At 35.7% G+C, this 14,065-nt stretch carries 16 protein-coding genes and 1 pseudogene; 1 reads left to right on the forward strand and 16 read right to left on the reverse strand.

The window, feature by feature from the left end; genetic code table 11:
- Positions 1-125 precede the first annotated feature (125 nt).
- The 11 genes and pseudogenes from D0817_RS06705 to D0817_RS06755 all read right to left on the reverse strand — a co-directional run.
- Positions 126-326: pseudogene (locus D0817_RS06705) on the reverse strand (hypothetical protein); the annotation flags it as partial.
- Positions 327-332: 6 nt separating this feature from the next.
- Positions 333-1,784 (reverse strand): DUF3945 domain-containing protein, encoded by a 1,452-nt coding sequence (locus D0817_RS06710; protein ID WP_127337641.1) that lies wholly within the window; start codon positions 1,782-1,784, stop codon positions 333-335.
- Positions 1,785-1,861: 77 nt separating this feature from the next.
- Complete coding sequence (locus tag D0817_RS06715; protein ID WP_127337642.1) at positions 1,862-2,170, reverse strand: helix-turn-helix domain-containing protein; 309 nt, start codon at positions 2,168-2,170, stop codon at positions 1,862-1,864.
- Positions 2,171-2,193: 23 nt separating this feature from the next.
- The gene (locus D0817_RS06720) at positions 2,194-2,544 is read right to left on the reverse strand and encodes a helix-turn-helix domain-containing protein (RefSeq protein ID WP_127337643.1); all 351 of its coding nucleotides are present in this window, start codon (positions 2,542-2,544) and stop codon (positions 2,194-2,196) included.
- A 770-nt stretch (positions 2,545-3,314) separates the two neighbouring features.
- The gene (serB, locus tag D0817_RS06725; protein WP_127337644.1) at positions 3,315-4,544 is read right to left on the reverse strand and encodes a phosphoserine phosphatase SerB; all 1,230 of its coding nucleotides are present in this window, start codon (positions 4,542-4,544) and stop codon (positions 3,315-3,317) included.
- Positions 4,545-4,701: 157 nt separating this feature from the next.
- On the reverse strand, positions 4,702-5,139 hold the full coding sequence (locus D0817_RS06730; protein ID WP_127337645.1) for a VOC family protein: 438 nt from the start codon (positions 5,137-5,139) through the stop codon (positions 4,702-4,704).
- Positions 5,140-5,273: 134 nt separating this feature from the next.
- Positions 5,274-5,717 (reverse strand): SRPBCC domain-containing protein, encoded by a 444-nt coding sequence (locus tag D0817_RS06735; RefSeq protein ID WP_127337646.1) that lies wholly within the window; start codon positions 5,715-5,717, stop codon positions 5,274-5,276.
- A 2-nt stretch (positions 5,718-5,719) separates the two neighbouring features.
- The gene (locus tag D0817_RS06740; protein ID WP_127337647.1) at positions 5,720-6,136 is read right to left on the reverse strand and encodes a VOC family protein; all 417 of its coding nucleotides are present in this window, start codon (positions 6,134-6,136) and stop codon (positions 5,720-5,722) included.
- A 162-nt stretch (positions 6,137-6,298) separates the two neighbouring features.
- A complete protein-coding gene (locus D0817_RS06745) occupies positions 6,299-6,703 on the reverse strand; it encodes an SRPBCC family protein (RefSeq protein WP_127337648.1) in 405 nt (134 codons plus the stop codon).
- A 37-nt stretch (positions 6,704-6,740) separates the two neighbouring features.
- On the reverse strand, positions 6,741-7,145 hold the full coding sequence (locus D0817_RS06750) for an SRPBCC domain-containing protein (RefSeq protein WP_127337649.1): 405 nt from the start codon (positions 7,143-7,145) through the stop codon (positions 6,741-6,743).
- A gap of 31 nt (positions 7,146-7,176) precedes the next feature.
- Positions 7,177-7,587 (reverse strand): VOC family protein, encoded by a 411-nt coding sequence (locus D0817_RS06755; protein ID WP_127337650.1) that lies wholly within the window; start codon positions 7,585-7,587, stop codon positions 7,177-7,179.
- Positions 7,588-7,727: 140 nt separating this feature from the next.
- Between D0817_RS06755 and D0817_RS06760 the strand changes: the two genes are divergently transcribed.
- A complete protein-coding gene (locus tag D0817_RS06760; protein ID WP_127337651.1) occupies positions 7,728-8,693 on the forward strand; it encodes a GlxA family transcriptional regulator in 966 nt (321 codons plus the stop codon).
- Between the two features lie 280 nt (positions 8,694-8,973).
- Here D0817_RS06760 and clpX read toward each other — a convergent pair whose 3' ends face one another.
- From clpX to D0817_RS06785, 5 genes are all read right to left on the reverse strand, one after another.
- Positions 8,974-10,206 carry an ATP-dependent Clp protease ATP-binding subunit ClpX gene (gene clpX, locus D0817_RS06765; RefSeq protein WP_127337652.1) on the reverse strand — a complete coding sequence of 411 codons (1,233 nt, stop codon included), beginning with the start codon at positions 10,204-10,206 and terminating at the stop codon, positions 8,974-8,976.
- A 164-nt stretch (positions 10,207-10,370) separates the two neighbouring features.
- The gene (gene clpP / locus D0817_RS06770; protein WP_035685605.1) at positions 10,371-11,045 is read right to left on the reverse strand and encodes an ATP-dependent Clp endopeptidase proteolytic subunit ClpP; all 675 of its coding nucleotides are present in this window, start codon (positions 11,043-11,045) and stop codon (positions 10,371-10,373) included.
- A gap of 196 nt (positions 11,046-11,241) precedes the next feature.
- Positions 11,242-12,564 carry a trigger factor gene (locus D0817_RS06775; RefSeq protein WP_127337653.1) on the reverse strand — a complete coding sequence of 441 codons (1,323 nt, stop codon included), beginning with the start codon at positions 12,562-12,564 and terminating at the stop codon, positions 11,242-11,244.
- Between the two features lie 117 nt (positions 12,565-12,681).
- Complete coding sequence (locus D0817_RS06780) at positions 12,682-13,026, reverse strand: phage holin family protein (RefSeq protein WP_127337654.1); 345 nt, start codon at positions 13,024-13,026, stop codon at positions 12,682-12,684.
- A gap of 167 nt (positions 13,027-13,193) precedes the next feature.
- A complete protein-coding gene (locus D0817_RS06785; RefSeq protein ID WP_127337655.1) occupies positions 13,194-13,958 on the reverse strand; it encodes an alpha/beta fold hydrolase in 765 nt (254 codons plus the stop codon).
- Between the last annotated feature and the right edge of the window lie 107 nt (positions 13,959-14,065).

The following is a 14,065-nucleotide window of genomic DNA, read 5'->3' on the forward strand; positions in this document are numbered from 1 at the left end:
AAAAAATATAGTTTTTAATCAAAACGGAGGTGCTCACTTTGCACCGGAATTAGGTGGTCATTTTGAACTGGAATCAGGTGCTCACTTTAAAACGGAATGGGGTGATCAATATAACCGGAATTTGCATTTGGGAGTATCGGAAGTGAGCCTTTTTGAAAACCTGAAATTCCGTAATCCTCAGGCATTCCTAATCCAATCAGATGTCCGAATGCCCAAGTAACACAATAGCCATTTCCTGATAGGTATCCATCCATTTTTTCTGTGGCTCCCAACAAGTTTGCTATTTCCCTTGCTACGCTTGGTTTTTCTGCAATTATTGTTTTCATAGTTTACTACATTTTTCTGCCTTTAGATTTAGCAGGTGCTTGGGATTTTTCCTGTTGCTCTTGTTGTTTTTCATCTTTGGGGGTTTGTTGTTTCGGTTGCAAAGGCTCTTTGATATTCTTGGTTGCTTCATTGGTTTTACCATCAGAATTAATCGAGGTTTGCGTTTTATGAGCATCGGTTGGTTTCGCTTGTTCTTTAAGCTTATCAGGATTTTGGAAAGAAAAATCTGTTTTGTTGGTTTCCTTATTGAATGTAATATAACCTTGGTAAGCCTTACCTTGTTTATCTGTCAAGCCACTAATATAGATAGTTTGACCATCTTTGAATTTCTGGTATTGTTCGTTATCCAACTCTTTGCCTCTAAAAGTTTTCGGAACTTCTTGAGATTGGTTTTGCTGGTTATTTTGCGTTTGCTGATTGGAATTCCCTCTATCAAAAAGGAATTCTACATAGCGTTTGTCTGCATTGAACTGTACCGTTGCTGCAAATTCAGTTCCTTTCTTAGAAATCATTCCTTCTAAATTAAGCGGTTTACCTTCCATTAAAGTTTGCTTTTGCGAATCATCTAATTTTATGCCTTTGATTTCATCAGGTATTTTTATGAAATCTGTTTTCAGTGCAACCAGCTCATTTGTTAGTCTATCCACACTGATAATTGACGGGATTATTTCGCCATTTTTGGGGTTTTTCAAATCAACGATACGTCCCATATTTCCTGTTTCGAGTAAGTTTTTCTTGTCTTCAGAAGTAAACTTGTGTCCAAAAAATTCAAAGTTAAGGTTCGGCTCTTTATGGATACCGTGAATAGCCATAACTACCTTGCCGTCTTCTCCCGTCTGAAGGGATAAGCGGGCATCCATACGAGTGATGGCTGTGCCGAGGTTAAGGCTTATTGGTACCAATTCATTGGTTTTGTACCCTTTTAGTAAAGGGTCGAGGAGATTCATTTTCTCCAGTTTCTCTTTACTTAATCCGAGATTGGACATCGTTTCCCAATCTATCTGTTCCGGTTTGAAGCGGTATTCACTTGTTTCCGAAGGTGTTTCTTTTGTTGCCATAGTATTTTGATTTGCTTGTTTATAATCTTGTTGTGGTTCCGCTTTTATTTCGTATTGCTTCATCAATTGTTCGCCTTTTTTAGTGGGATTTTCTACTTGTTTTTGCATCACTTTTGCTGTATCAACAGCGATGGGTTCAGGGACTTTGAAAAATGAAAAATTAGTAGGGTTTTTTAACTGGCTGATAAAATTGGAGAAAAAGTTCGAAAAGAAGTCTCCATTTTTATCTACCCGCATAAACTGGTTCTGATTTTTATTGTTGGCATCTATGGTTTTCAATTTCCCGTTTTCATCAATTCCTGTTACTGCCTCGATCTTCATTTTTGCTTTATCGAAGACCAAAAGTATATCCGATAATTGTTCAGGCATTTGATCTTTTTCAATAATTGCTTCGCTCATAATCTTAAATTTTAAGTTTTAAAAGTAGAATACGCTTTTACCGCTTTGGATTAGTTGGCATTCTGTGGCACTGTTTGTCACTTGTTGGCTTTCATTTTGGGCATAGGAGGTGTAAAACTCTCTCTGATAAACTGATGCACGTCAGATAATTTGTAGTAGAGTTTTCCACTTATGGTATAATAAGGGAGCTTCCCGATGGAGCGGTAACGTTGTAGAGAACGGTTGCTTATTTTGAGCATTTGGAGCAAATCCTGATTGTCCAGTAATTCTTCACCATCAATACTGCAACACTGTTTTTTTATATCATTAATATGATCGTTGAGTAAATCAAAACGGCTCATAATTCTTTCCATCCATGCTATAAATTCCATTTTGTCAATATTCATAATAATATGGTTTTACAGATTCATTATTTGCTTGATTTTAACTTTCTGCCTTTTTCGATATAGCTTTTACCTTTAGCCATCAACTCTACTACATATTCATCGCTGGTTTGTACGGCATTGGCATTGAGCATATTTTTTATGGCACCAATAGTGTAGAAATACTGTCCATAGATTTTGGAATAAGCAAGCTCACCGTTGGTACGCATACGCCAAAGGGTTTTCTCACTGATATGGAGATACTGGCAGACTTCATGGTTGTTGAGCCAAAGGTCATCGTAGCTGGAATCTTCCAATTTTAATATATATTCGCTGATGAATTTTATACGGTCGTTTAGTTGTTTCCAAACTTCTTCTTCAATTGTTATAATGTTCATTGCACAAGTATTTAATGTTTCCTGTACAAAATTGAATAACTAAAAAGAAATTGTTTGCCAAGTCTTGCCAATTGGTTTGGCTGATTTTTGAAAGTTTTATAAAATTGTGCAAAGTATTGGGAAATAACGTTTTTGGAAGAATTGTATAGAAATTTATATTTCAATAAGAGGTTTTACCAATTGGCAGGTATGGGCAAAGAAAAAGCAGTACATTTTTATGCACTGCTTCAAATTAGATACTTTATACTAAAGTTCTTTATCTATATATTCTTCAAGCTGATCTTCCTGAGCGGTAACTATAAAAATAAACGTTCCATTACTTTTATTGGACAACAATGATTTAGATTAAAATAGTGATTTTATTTTATAAACTTATTTATAACTACAAATGCAAATCAATGATTAACAAAAACAGGATATTAAGATAAAACTTTTCGCCTAATTATTGTATTTTTGTGTTTTAGTTACAAGAAATAGTGGAGTAAAATAATGTAAAGAGAATCGTTACTAAATCGTTACCTTCTATGAGAGTCTAACTCCTAAACTACTATTTATAAACTACTTTAGACTTAATTTATTTTTTTTCTTTAAAAACAAAAAGATTGAAACGAATAGCCCGACCCGCCTTTTCCGGCGGGACATGCCAAAAAAAAAATTAATTCAGGTTCTGAACTAAGGTTTTTCTTTTTATTCTAAATTCCTTTCGGGCGAAGTTAAAGCTCTTTTCGTTTCACAAGCCTTCGACTTCGCTCAGGATGACAGTCGTTTTATTACATCATATCTATATATCGGTCGTGATATCCTAATAAATACAAAACACCATCAAGCCCTAAACTTGAGATTGAAGTGGAAGCACTCTCTTTTACTTTTTGTTTGGCATGGAAAGCAATTCCTAAACCGGCTAAGTTGAGCATCGGCAAATCATTTGCACCATCACCAACCGCTATGGTCTGGTTGATATGAATGCCTTCTTTGTCTGCAATAGCCTGTAAATGTTCGGCTTTTTTCTGCCCGTCAATGATATCGCCCAGGTATTTCCCGGTTAACTTACCGTCTTTAATTTCTAATTGATTGGCGTGAACGTAATCGATTCCTAACTCCTTTTGCAGATATTCTCCGAAATAAGTAAATCCTCCGGAAAGAATGGCCGTTTTGTACCCGTAATATTTTAAGGCTTTCATTAAACGGTGCGCTCCCTTTGTGATGGGTAATTTTTCGGCAACAGATCGCAAAACATCTTCACTCAAACCTTCCAGTAAAGCCATACGCTGTTTGAAACTTTCATTGAAATCAATTTCACCATTCATGGCCAGTTCGGTAATTGCTTTTACCTGTTCGCCTACTCCGTTCAGTTCGGCTAATTCGTCAATTACCTCAGCCTGGATCAGTGTAGAGTCCATATCAAAACAAACAAGGCGTCTGTTTCTTCGGTAGATATTATCTTCCTGAAAAGAAATATCAACATCTAATGTTCTTGAAATCTGCATAAAACTGGCCGTCATTATGATCTTATTTACAATTTCACCAGTCACGGATAATTGGATGCAAGAGCGTGGATTTTCTTCCACTTCGATGATAGAAGTCCTGCCTGTTAACCTTATAATGGAATCGATATTCAAATTCTGATCGGATAATATTTTAGTTACGGCAGCCAATTGCGAAGCGGCTAACTTCTCTCCCAAAATATTAATGATGTATCGTTGTTTCGATTGTGATTTTACCCACGTTTCGTAATCTTCAATAGAAATGGGAATAAATTTAACTTTGATTTCCAGTTCGTAAGCTTTAAATAATAAGTCTTTTAAAACGGGTCCGGAGCTGGAACCTGCTTCAATTTCAAATAAAATACCTAAAGAAAGTGTATCGTGAATGTCGGCCTGGCCTATATCTAAAATAATGGCATCGTAAGTTGCCAATACTGCTGTCAAACCAGCCGTAACTCCCGGTTTATCGTGACCTGAAACTTTTAATAAAATAATCTCTTTATCTTCTATTGCCATTTTTTCTTTATTGATTAAGAAGCGACAAAAATCGGCAATCTATTGTTGATAAAAAAGAATAATCTTTGTTTTTTTGAAAAGAAAAAGCACATAAACATGTGCTTTTTAAAGTAATTTAACAATTATGTTCCGCTATTATAATAACGTAACTTTCCTGTTACTGATTGGGTTGTTTTTCGTCAAAATTTACCATCCAGCCTACACCAAATTTATCTTTAAACATTCCGAAATAAGCGCCCCAGAAGGTATCATTCATAGGCATCTCTATCTGTCCCCCGGCTGAAAGTCCGTTAAAAATACGGTCTGCTTCTTCTTTACTTTCTGTATTAATGGAAATTGAAAAATTATCTCCAATACGCAAATCTCCAAATTTTGGATGACTGTCACTTGCCATTAAAATTGTATTGCCAATTGGCAGGGAAACGTGCATGATTCTGTTTCCGTCTTCTTCAGACATTTTGTTGCTGTCATCTTCTTCCGGTACATCTTTATACTTCCCTATATACGGAAATTCACCTCCAAAAACGGATTTATAAAATAAGAATGCTTCTTCACAATTCCCGTTAAAAAGCAAGTAAGGATTTATTGCTGCCATACTATTTTGTTTTTTTTGTTATTTCTATTCAATCTTCTATACTCTTTATTCTATACTCTATACTCTTTATTCTATACTCTTTATTCTACACTCTTTATTCTATACTCTTTATTCTATACTCTATACTCTTTATTCTACACGCTCTCTTCCGCCAATTCTTTCACTGTTTCCAGTCCTTTCGGAAAAGCTTCTTTAAAGTAATCAAGGTATTTTTCGACTACATCCACCTGAGCGACCAAATCAGTGAATTCACCATCAGGCGTTAATCGATACGTTTCCATTGCCCCGCTCCACTTTTTTGTCTCCTCGTCTATAGGCAATTCCTTAAAATCTTTTATTTCACCTATATGTTTAAAAGCCATATATTCATTTGGAATTTTAGTTTCAATGATACTGTTCATTCCTTCTCCGCCCGGTGACATAAAATGGATTTTATCTCCTTCGTTCCAGTCGCTTACGGCGTAAGAACCTTCACAGAAAGCTCCTGTCCATTTTTTATAGGTTTCATCTGCCCATAAAGTGTTCCAGACTTTTTCTGCCGGAGCTTTGATTCTAATTTTAAATTCTAGTGTTTCCATGGTTAATTTTGTTGGGGTAATTTGCTAAAATCCATATATAAAACATTCCAGCGATGTCCGTCCAAATCGGCAAAACCGGCACCGTACATCCATCCCTGGCTTTCGGCAGGAGGTGCAAAAACAGTACCTCCGGCTTTTTTAACTTTTTCAGCCAATTCATCTACTTCTGCTGCACTTTCAGCATCAATCGAGATCAGGACTTCTGAACCTGACTGCGTATCTGTAATTTTATTTTTAGAAAAGCTTTCAAACAAAGTGTCTTCAAAAAGCATTACTACAAAATTTCCTTCTCCCACCAACATACAAGTCGAAGTTGGCGTGTCGTGTTGTTCATTAAATGAAAAGCCTATTTTCCAAAAAAAGTCTTTCGCCTTTGCCACATTTTTAACGGGCAGATTTAACCAAATTTGTTTTGCCATTTTCTTTCTTTTTAAATTACTAAACCCTATAAGTTATGTAAGATCATTTAAGTCTTTCCTGCGAAATTTATCTTTAAAATGCTAAAGTGTTTTTATTTTTAATTTAAATGTTTTCAAAAGGAACAGGCCTTGTCGCTTAGTCGCTTTGAACTTCAAAAAAACTTAATTTTTTTCGGCATAACTTTTAAAATTATCCAGAATTGCCTGCCAGCCGCCACGCTGCATTTCTTCAGGATTTTGTGTTTCGGGATCAAAGCTTTCAATTACTTGTACTCCGTTTGGAGTTTCTGTAAAACTGATTTCGACCTTTCTTCCGTCTTCCAAAACATATTCTATTGCTTCATTTACTTTAACTAAAGTATATTCGCCTCCAAAATCAAAGCTCATACTTCCGTCTTTTGCTGCCATCGTCGATTTGAAATTCCCTCCTTCTTTCAGGTTATTTTCGGCATAAGGCGTGTGCCAGTCCGGTGAAGCGAAACTCCATTTTGTAATATGTTCCGGCAAGGTCCAGAATTCCCAGACTTTCTCTATTGAAGCATTAATCGTGTTTTGTACTGTTATCATTATCTGTTTATTAAAATTTATATTTTACACTTTTCGTTTAAAAACGTTCCACATACTCTTTAAAATTAGCAATAACTCCTTTTAAAAATTGCTCCTGCAGGGCCTCGGAATTTTCTTTTTCCGGTTCAAATGTTTCTGCAATTTTCACAGTACTGCCATCCGTTTCAAACCGAACCATTCCTATTCTGTTATCCAGAAGTTTATATTCGAGTAAGGCATGATTCTCTACTTTGGTATACGCTCCTTCAAAATCAAAAACCACGCTTCCGTCTTTTGTTCCCATTGTATATTTGAATTTCCCACCTACTTTTAAATCATTTTCCGCATATGGATTATGCCAGTCCGGGCAAGGTATATTCCAGTTGACAATATGTTCCGGCAAAGTCCAGAAATCCCATACTTTATCAATAGACGCGTTAATTGTGTTTCGTACCGTTATCATATTTCTCTATTTTTAAATTTATGGCTTCCCATTAACTCATTTCCGGAATCTGACTCTCCTCCATAAAGAAAACTTCCCAGTGATGACCATCCGGATCAAAAAAAGTTCGCTGATACATCCAGCCATAATCATTTTTCTCCCTGTATTCTAATCCGCCGGCCTTAATAGCCTTTTCTATCATTTCGTCGACCTTATCCCGACTTTCAAGTGAAATTGAAATAAGGGCTTCGCTGGTGGTAGCCGTATTGCAAATTTCTTTATGCGTAAAGGTTTGGTAAAACTCCTCCACCAGAAGCATTACGTTTATATTTTCATCAATAACCAGACAAGTGCCTTTCTCATTTGTGAATTTTTGATTGAACGAAAAACCCAATTGAGTGAAGAATACGACAGACCGGTTTAAATCTTTTACGGCAAGATTTAAGAAGATTTTTGTTTTCATATCTATAAAATTACAAATTAATTAAAACAAATGTAAAATATTACAAAAAGCATAATGCTACAATAAAAGTCAACTTTAGGGTCATTTAAGACAAATTTTATATTTTTGTAAGGAAGTTAACTTTCCAAAAAAGAAAAACCATGAGCAAAAAGACAGGTTTGATTGTGCCGCATGACTATAAATTATTAAGCATTGCGGCAATTTTAGAAGTTTTTGAAACGGCTAATAAATTATACAAGGGAACTGAAAAACCTTTTGAAATTATGGTTTTTCAATCATCAGAACAGATAAATCAGGAACAATTGTTTGGATATAAGGTGAATTCCATAGACAACTGTAATCAGGACCTGGATTTGATTTTGATTCCGGCTTTCACCACAGATAATATGAGTGAGATGATTGCGAAGAACAAAAAATTCATTCCATGGCTGCAAAAACAACATAAGGCCGGAGCTGAACTGGCGAGTTTTTGTACGGGTGCATTTTTATTCGCGGCTTCGGGTTTATTAAATGAAAAACTGGCCACAACGCATGTTGATGCCTGCAGTGCCTTTACAAAAGCATTTCCGTTAGTGAAACTAAAATCCGAGGAAACTTTAACCGCAGATGGAAGCCTTTATACCAGTGGCGGCTCGACCTCCACTTTTCATTTATTGATTCTTTTGGTGCAGAAATATTGCGGGAATGAAATTGCAGTTCAGATTGCCAAAATCTTCTCGATTGATTTAAACCGTTACAAACAGAGTTATTTCAGCACATTCAGGCCCAATCATTTGCACAATGACAGTCTGGTAGCGATGTTACAGCAAAAAATAGAAAATCACTACAGTACCATCGAAAAATTAGAAGAAATCACCAAAGACATTCCTACGAGTACCCGAAATATGACCAGACGTTTTAAGCTGGTTACGGGAATTCCTCCAATAGAATATTTACAGAACATCAGAGTTGAAAGTTCTAAAAAATACCTGGAACAAACGCAGCTTTCAATTTCTGAAATCATTGAAAAAACAGGTTATAATGATCCGAAAGCCTTTCGAAAAGTATTCTATAAAATGGTGGGTATGAAACCCATCGAATATCGGGAAAAGTTCAGGGTACAATAAATCCCCGCTATGAACCGGGATTATTATTTCATTTCGTCTTCTTTCTTAAAAATTTAATCAGCAGATATAATACATATATTATTGCTATAAAACCAATTACATTTATAATCTGCCATAGAAGTACACTCCCGTCGAAATCTTCAATTGTCTGATTCATCCTTTAAAATTTTAGTACTTACAAAAGTATGTAACCCGAGCGAAAAAATAAGCAAATAGAGATATAAAAAAAACCTGCTCAAATAAATGAACAGGTTTTTTGAAATTTGATTTAAATTAAACTTTACGAAGCAATTTCCATACGCTTCAGTAAATTCTTATTCAAAGTATGTTTTGCATAATCTTTATCGATTGTCAGTACTTTATCGTCTGAACTTGGCAATTCGTACATGGCATCTGTCAGAATGGCTTCACATAAGGAACGCAATCCACGAGCTCCCAATTTGTATTCCAGGGCTTTGTCTACAATAAAATCCAAAGCTTCATCCGTAATGCTGAATTCAACTTCATCCATCAAAAACAACTTTTGATATTGTTTGATTAATGCATTTTTCGGCTGCGTTAAGATTGCACGCAAAGTTTCTCTGTCTAAAGGATCCATATGTGTAAGAACCGGCAAACGACCGATAATCTCAGGAATCAGTCCGAAATCTTTAATGTCTTTCGGAATAATGTATTGCAATAAATTATCTTTATCGATGTTATCTGCATTTTTAGAAGTAGAATACCCGACAGCCTGACGGTTTAAACGTTTCGAAATAATACGTTCTACCCCATCAAATGCTCCACCGGCAATAAATAAAATATTCTGGGTATTTACCTCAACAAATTTCTGGTCCGGATGTTTACGTCCTCCTTTTGGCGGTACGTTTACCACAGTTCCTTCCAATAATTTCAATAAGGCCTGCTGTACTCCTTCTCCTGAAACGTCACGTGTAATGGATGGATTATCGCTCTTACGGGCAATTTTATCAATTTCATCAATAAAAACGATTCCTCTTTCGGCTTTAGCTACATCATAATCGGCTGCCTGAAGTAAACGTGTCAAAATACTTTCAACGTCTTCTCCTACATATCCTGCTTCGGTCAGTACCGTTGCATCAACGATAGCCAAAGGAACGTCTAACATTTTTGCGATTGTTTTGGCTACTAATGTTTTTCCGGTTCCGGTCTGGCCCACCATAATGATGTTACTTTTCTCAATCTCTACTTCGTCGTCCAATTGCTGTTGCATTAAACGTTTGTAGTGATTGTAAACCGCAACTGACATTACTTTTTTGGTCTGATCCTGTCCAATAACATATTGATCCAGGAAAGCCCTGATTTCTTTTGGTTTCTTTAGGATTAAGTCCCCAACCAGTTTTGAGCTTCCGCTTGATTTTAATTCTTCTAATACAATTCCGTGCGCCTGCTCAATACACTTATCACAAATATGTGCATTGATACCTGCAATCAATAAATTGGTTTCTGGCTTTTTCCTTCCACAAAACGAACATTCTAATACTACTTTAGCCATTCTTTTTTAGTTACTAAGCTGCAAAGTTACTAAGTTTCTAAGATTTTTCATCAAAACATTAAAAACTTAGCAACCTCTTAACTTTTTATTTTTTTTCAAGTTTAATTTGTTTCAGGTTTCAGGTTGCCGGAGCTAACCTGAAACCTGAAACTTTAAACAAAATTTTAGCTTCTTCTCAACACTTCATCAATCATTCCGTACTCTTTTGCTTCATCGGCTTTCATCCAGTAATCGCGTTCACTGTCTTTGTGTACCCTTTCAAAGGATTGTCCTGAATGCTGAGAGATGATGTTGTATAATTCATCTTTCAGTTTTAGCATTTCGCGTAAGTTGATTTCCATGTCAGTTGCAACTCCCTGAGCTCCTCCTGATGGCTGGTGAATCATTACTCTTGAATGTGGTAAAGCGGAACGTTTTCCTGCTGCACCTGCACACAATAAAACGGCTCCCATGGAAGCTGCCATTCCTGTACATATTGTCGCTACATCCGGTTTGATGTATTGCATCGTGTCATAAATCCCTAATCCGGCGTAAACACTTCCTCCCGGAGAATTTAAATAAATCTGAATATCTTTTGAAGCATCTGCACTTTCCAGGAAAAGCAATTGCGCCTGAACGATATTTGCGATCTGATCGTCGATACCTGTTCCTAAAAAGATAATTCTGTCCATCATTAATCTGGAAAACACGTCTAATTGAGAAATATTCAACTGACGCTCTTCGATAATATATGGAGTCATATTAGTCGGGTTCATTGCAGCTACGATTTTGTCATAGTACATTGCGTTTACTCCCTGGTGCTTTGTAGCAAATTTTTTGAATTCTTTACCGTAGTTCATATTTTAAGTGTTCTAAGTTTTACGTTATATCTATATCTTCCCCATCAAAGGTTGTACCTCTTTCTAAAGGATGTCAATTTGTCTTAGTTTTTGTTTCAGGTTTCAGGTTGTCCGTAACGTGAAACCTGAAACAAAAAAAATAAGCGTCAACAGAAAAATTTCTATTGACGCTCAAATATACTTATTTTTTTAGAAATTATTCTCCGTAAGACGCAGCAATAAATTCGTCGTAAGTTACCTCTTTGGTTGTTGGATTTGCTTTTTCTTTAAACACATCTAACAATTTTTCAGCTACTACCTGCTCAGAAAGTCTTTTCACTTCTTCCTGGTTCGATAAAACTCTGGCAACGATTCCCTGTACTTCTTCGTCAGTTGGGTTTGTTTGACCAAATTGAGCCATTTGTTGTCTGATTGCTTTTGTTGTAAAAGTTTTCAAATCTTCAAATGTAATCTGGATATTGCTTTGAGCCATTGCTTTTCCTTCGATCAACTGGAAACGCAATCCTCTTTCAGATCTTGCATATTCCACTTCAGCTTCTTCAGCAGAAAGTTTTTTCTCGCCAACAGTCTGTAACCATTTTTTAAGGAATTCAGCAGGTAAATCAAATTTAGTGCTTTCGATCAGGAAGTCCTGAACGTCCAATAATAATTTTTGCTCTGCCTGTTGTGCGAACTGCGCTTCAGCATCTTCTTTAATTTTAGCTTTTAAATCTTCTAAAGAAGCTACTTTTCCTTCACCGAAAAGTTTATCAAACAACTCCTGGTTTAATTCTGCCAATTCAGCGCCATTGATTGCTTCGATAGTAAAATCTACTTCGATATCTAAACCGTGAACGTCATCATGACCTACTTTCAGGTAATCCATTAACTGGTGGTCATCTTCGAATAAACCTTTAGTGCTTACTTTAACTACATCCCCAACTTTTTTACCGATGAATTGATCACCAGCAGCTTTATTGAATGTAGAAACTGAAATTGTAGTGGTATTACTGATACCTTTTTCTTCGTTTGAGAAAGTTCCTGTCAAATCTGAATCTGCAGCAACTACTTCTTGTGGAATTGGTTTTCCGAATTGTTTCTGGATACGCTCTACTTGTCCGTCGATTAATTTATCATCAGCCGTAACGATATATTTTACGATATCATTTTTAGCTTCCAAATCAATTTCGAAATTTGGCACTAAACCAATTTCGTATTCGAAAGTTAGTTCTTCTGCATCCCAGTCAAAGTTTTCGTTTTCTTTTGCAAGAGGAGTTCCTAAAAGATTTAATCTTTCAGACTGAACAAAACGCTCTAAAGCCAAATCAACTACTTTTTTAACTTCTTCCTGCTTAATTGCTTTTCCGTATTGTTTTTCAACAAGATCTTTAGGAACTTGTCCTTTTCTAAAACCTTTTACGGTAGCCAAAGGCATTTTTTCGTTTATTCTTTTTGCTACCTGACCTTTATAATCCATGTGAACAACTGTCATTACAATCGTTTCATTCACAGCGTCTGTTGCTATTCTTTTAATATCCATCTTCTTCTTTAATTTACATAATAAAATTGGGTTGCAAAATTATAAAATTTTTGCAACCCAGCCAAGTTTTTAATCTATTGTATTTGAAGGAGTTTTTATCCTGTTTTTAATTTTGATTTATTTATCGTCTCCTACTATTTTATAAGTAATAGACTGAAGTATAGACAATATAACACTAAAAATTAATGCCGTCCAGAATGAATCAACCGCAAAACCTCCGACAATATTAGTACAAAGCATAATAATGACTGCATTTATTACCAATAAAAATAAGCCCAAAGTAATAACAGTTACCGGCAATGTCAGAATTACCAATATTGGTTTTATAAAAATATTGAGCAGCCCCAAAACCACTGCAACAATTACAGCTGTCCCAAAACTGGCTACGTGAACTCCTGATAATAAATTGGCGATTAACAAAACTAAAGCTGCAGTAACAAGAAGTCTTAGTAATAATTTCATAGTTTTTTTTGATTTAAAGTTTCAATAAAAGTAACAAATTTTAAATTATCAACTGCTGAATTGTTTTTTTTGCCACCGATTAAAAAATCAGAAAGTTTTTTTTTCCTCAAACCTTCTAAGCAGTAACCTTTGAAAATCTTTTACTCTGTGGCAAACAACTAAATTAATTATTCTTTCAAAAACGCAGTAGTCAATTCAAAAAACATTTTTGGATTTTCGGCATGCAGCCAGTGCCCCGCATTTGGAATGGTTTCGAACTTCACCTTTGGAAAATGCTGACGTATCGCATCAAAATCGGCATCTAAAACGTAACCGGAATTTCCACCACGAATAAACAACGTAGGCTTATCGAAAACCAAACCTTCCGGCAAAGCGACACCAATTGCTTCGAGATTATTATTAAAAACAGCCAGATTAAACCGAAACGCTAATTGTCCCGGTTCCTGCCAATATAAATTCTTTAGTAAAAACTGACGGGTTCCGAAATCAGGAACGTGTTGTGCTACAATTTCTTCAACATCGTTACGGCTTGGTTTTACAGAAAAATCAACTGCATTAAGACCTGCCAAAATATCCTGATGGTGCTGTTTGTAAAACTTAGGACCAATATCTGCCACAATTAACTTATCTACAATTTCAGGATGTGTAGTAGCAAAAAGCATTGCAACTTTCCCTCCCATCGAATGTCCTAAAATATCTGTCTTAGTTAACTGATTGGCCTGGCAATATTCGAATACATCCTGAACCATGGCTTCATAACTCCATTCATCCGAATGAAAACTGCGTCCGTGATTTCGTAAATCTAAAATATGAACCTGAAATCCGGCTTCAACATATTGTCCGGCAAGTGTTTTCCAGTTATCAGACATACCAAGAAATCCGTGCATGATGATAAATGGTTTTCCTTCACCTTCTATTTTTGAGTATAACATTTTATATTTTTTTTATTGAAAAATTTATTCCGCAAAGACTCACAAAATTTCTCTGAGAATCTATGTGATTTTTTTGTGTATCTCTAAGAAATAACCCTTTACAAATC

It is taken from the genome of Flavobacterium cupreum (assembly GCF_003996965.1).
Classification (GTDB): domain Bacteria; phylum Bacteroidota; class Bacteroidia; order Flavobacteriales; family Flavobacteriaceae; genus Flavobacterium; species Flavobacterium cupreum.

What these genes read in the sequence shown, in the direction of transcription:
- D0817_RS06745 (WP_127337648.1), bottom strand. Translation starts at nt 6,703, where the DNA reads ATGATAACAGTACAAAACACGATTAATGCTTCAATAGAGAAAGTCTGG.
- D0817_RS06740 (WP_127337647.1), bottom strand. Translation starts at nt 6,136, where the DNA reads ATGGCAAAACAAATTTGGTTAAATCTGCCCGTTAAAAATGTGGCAAAG.
- D0817_RS06755 (WP_127337650.1), bottom strand. Translation starts at nt 7,587, where the DNA reads ATGAAAACAAAAATCTTCTTAAATCTTGCCGTAAAAGATTTAAACCGG.
- clpP (WP_035685605.1), bottom strand. Translation starts at nt 11,045, where the DNA reads ATGAACTACGGTAAAGAATTCAAAAAATTTGCTACAAAGCACCAGGGA.
- D0817_RS06775 (WP_127337653.1), bottom strand. Translation starts at nt 12,564, where the DNA reads ATGGATATTAAAAGAATAGCAACAGACGCTGTGAATGAAACGATTGTA.
- D0817_RS06780 (WP_127337654.1), bottom strand. Translation starts at nt 13,026, where the DNA reads ATGAAATTATTACTAAGACTTCTTGTTACTGCAGCTTTAGTTTTGTTA.
- D0817_RS06735 (WP_127337646.1), bottom strand. Translation starts at nt 5,717, where the DNA reads ATGGAAACACTAGAATTTAAAATTAGAATCAAAGCTCCGGCAGAAAAA.
- D0817_RS06730 (WP_127337645.1), bottom strand. Translation starts at nt 5,139, where the DNA reads ATGGCAGCAATAAATCCTTACTTGCTTTTTAACGGGAATTGTGAAGAA.
- serB (WP_127337644.1), bottom strand. Translation starts at nt 4,544, where the DNA reads ATGGCAATAGAAGATAAAGAGATTATTTTATTAAAAGTTTCAGGTCAC.
- clpX (WP_127337652.1), bottom strand. Translation starts at nt 10,206, where the DNA reads ATGGCTAAAGTAGTATTAGAATGTTCGTTTTGTGGAAGGAAAAAGCCA.
- D0817_RS06785 (WP_127337655.1), bottom strand. Translation starts at nt 13,958, where the DNA reads ATGTTATACTCAAAAATAGAAGGTGAAGGAAAACCATTTATCATCATG.
- D0817_RS06760 (WP_127337651.1), top strand. Translation starts at nt 7,728, where the DNA reads ATGAGCAAAAAGACAGGTTTGATTGTGCCGCATGACTATAAATTATTA.
- D0817_RS06720 (WP_127337643.1), bottom strand. Translation starts at nt 2,544, where the DNA reads ATGAACATTATAACAATTGAAGAAGAAGTTTGGAAACAACTAAACGAC.
- D0817_RS06715 (WP_127337642.1), bottom strand. Translation starts at nt 2,170, where the DNA reads ATGAATATTGACAAAATGGAATTTATAGCATGGATGGAAAGAATTATG.
- D0817_RS06710 (WP_127337641.1), bottom strand. Translation starts at nt 1,784, where the DNA reads ATGAGCGAAGCAATTATTGAAAAAGATCAAATGCCTGAACAATTATCG.
- D0817_RS06750 (WP_127337649.1), bottom strand. Translation starts at nt 7,145, where the DNA reads ATGATAACGGTACGAAACACAATTAACGCGTCTATTGATAAAGTATGG.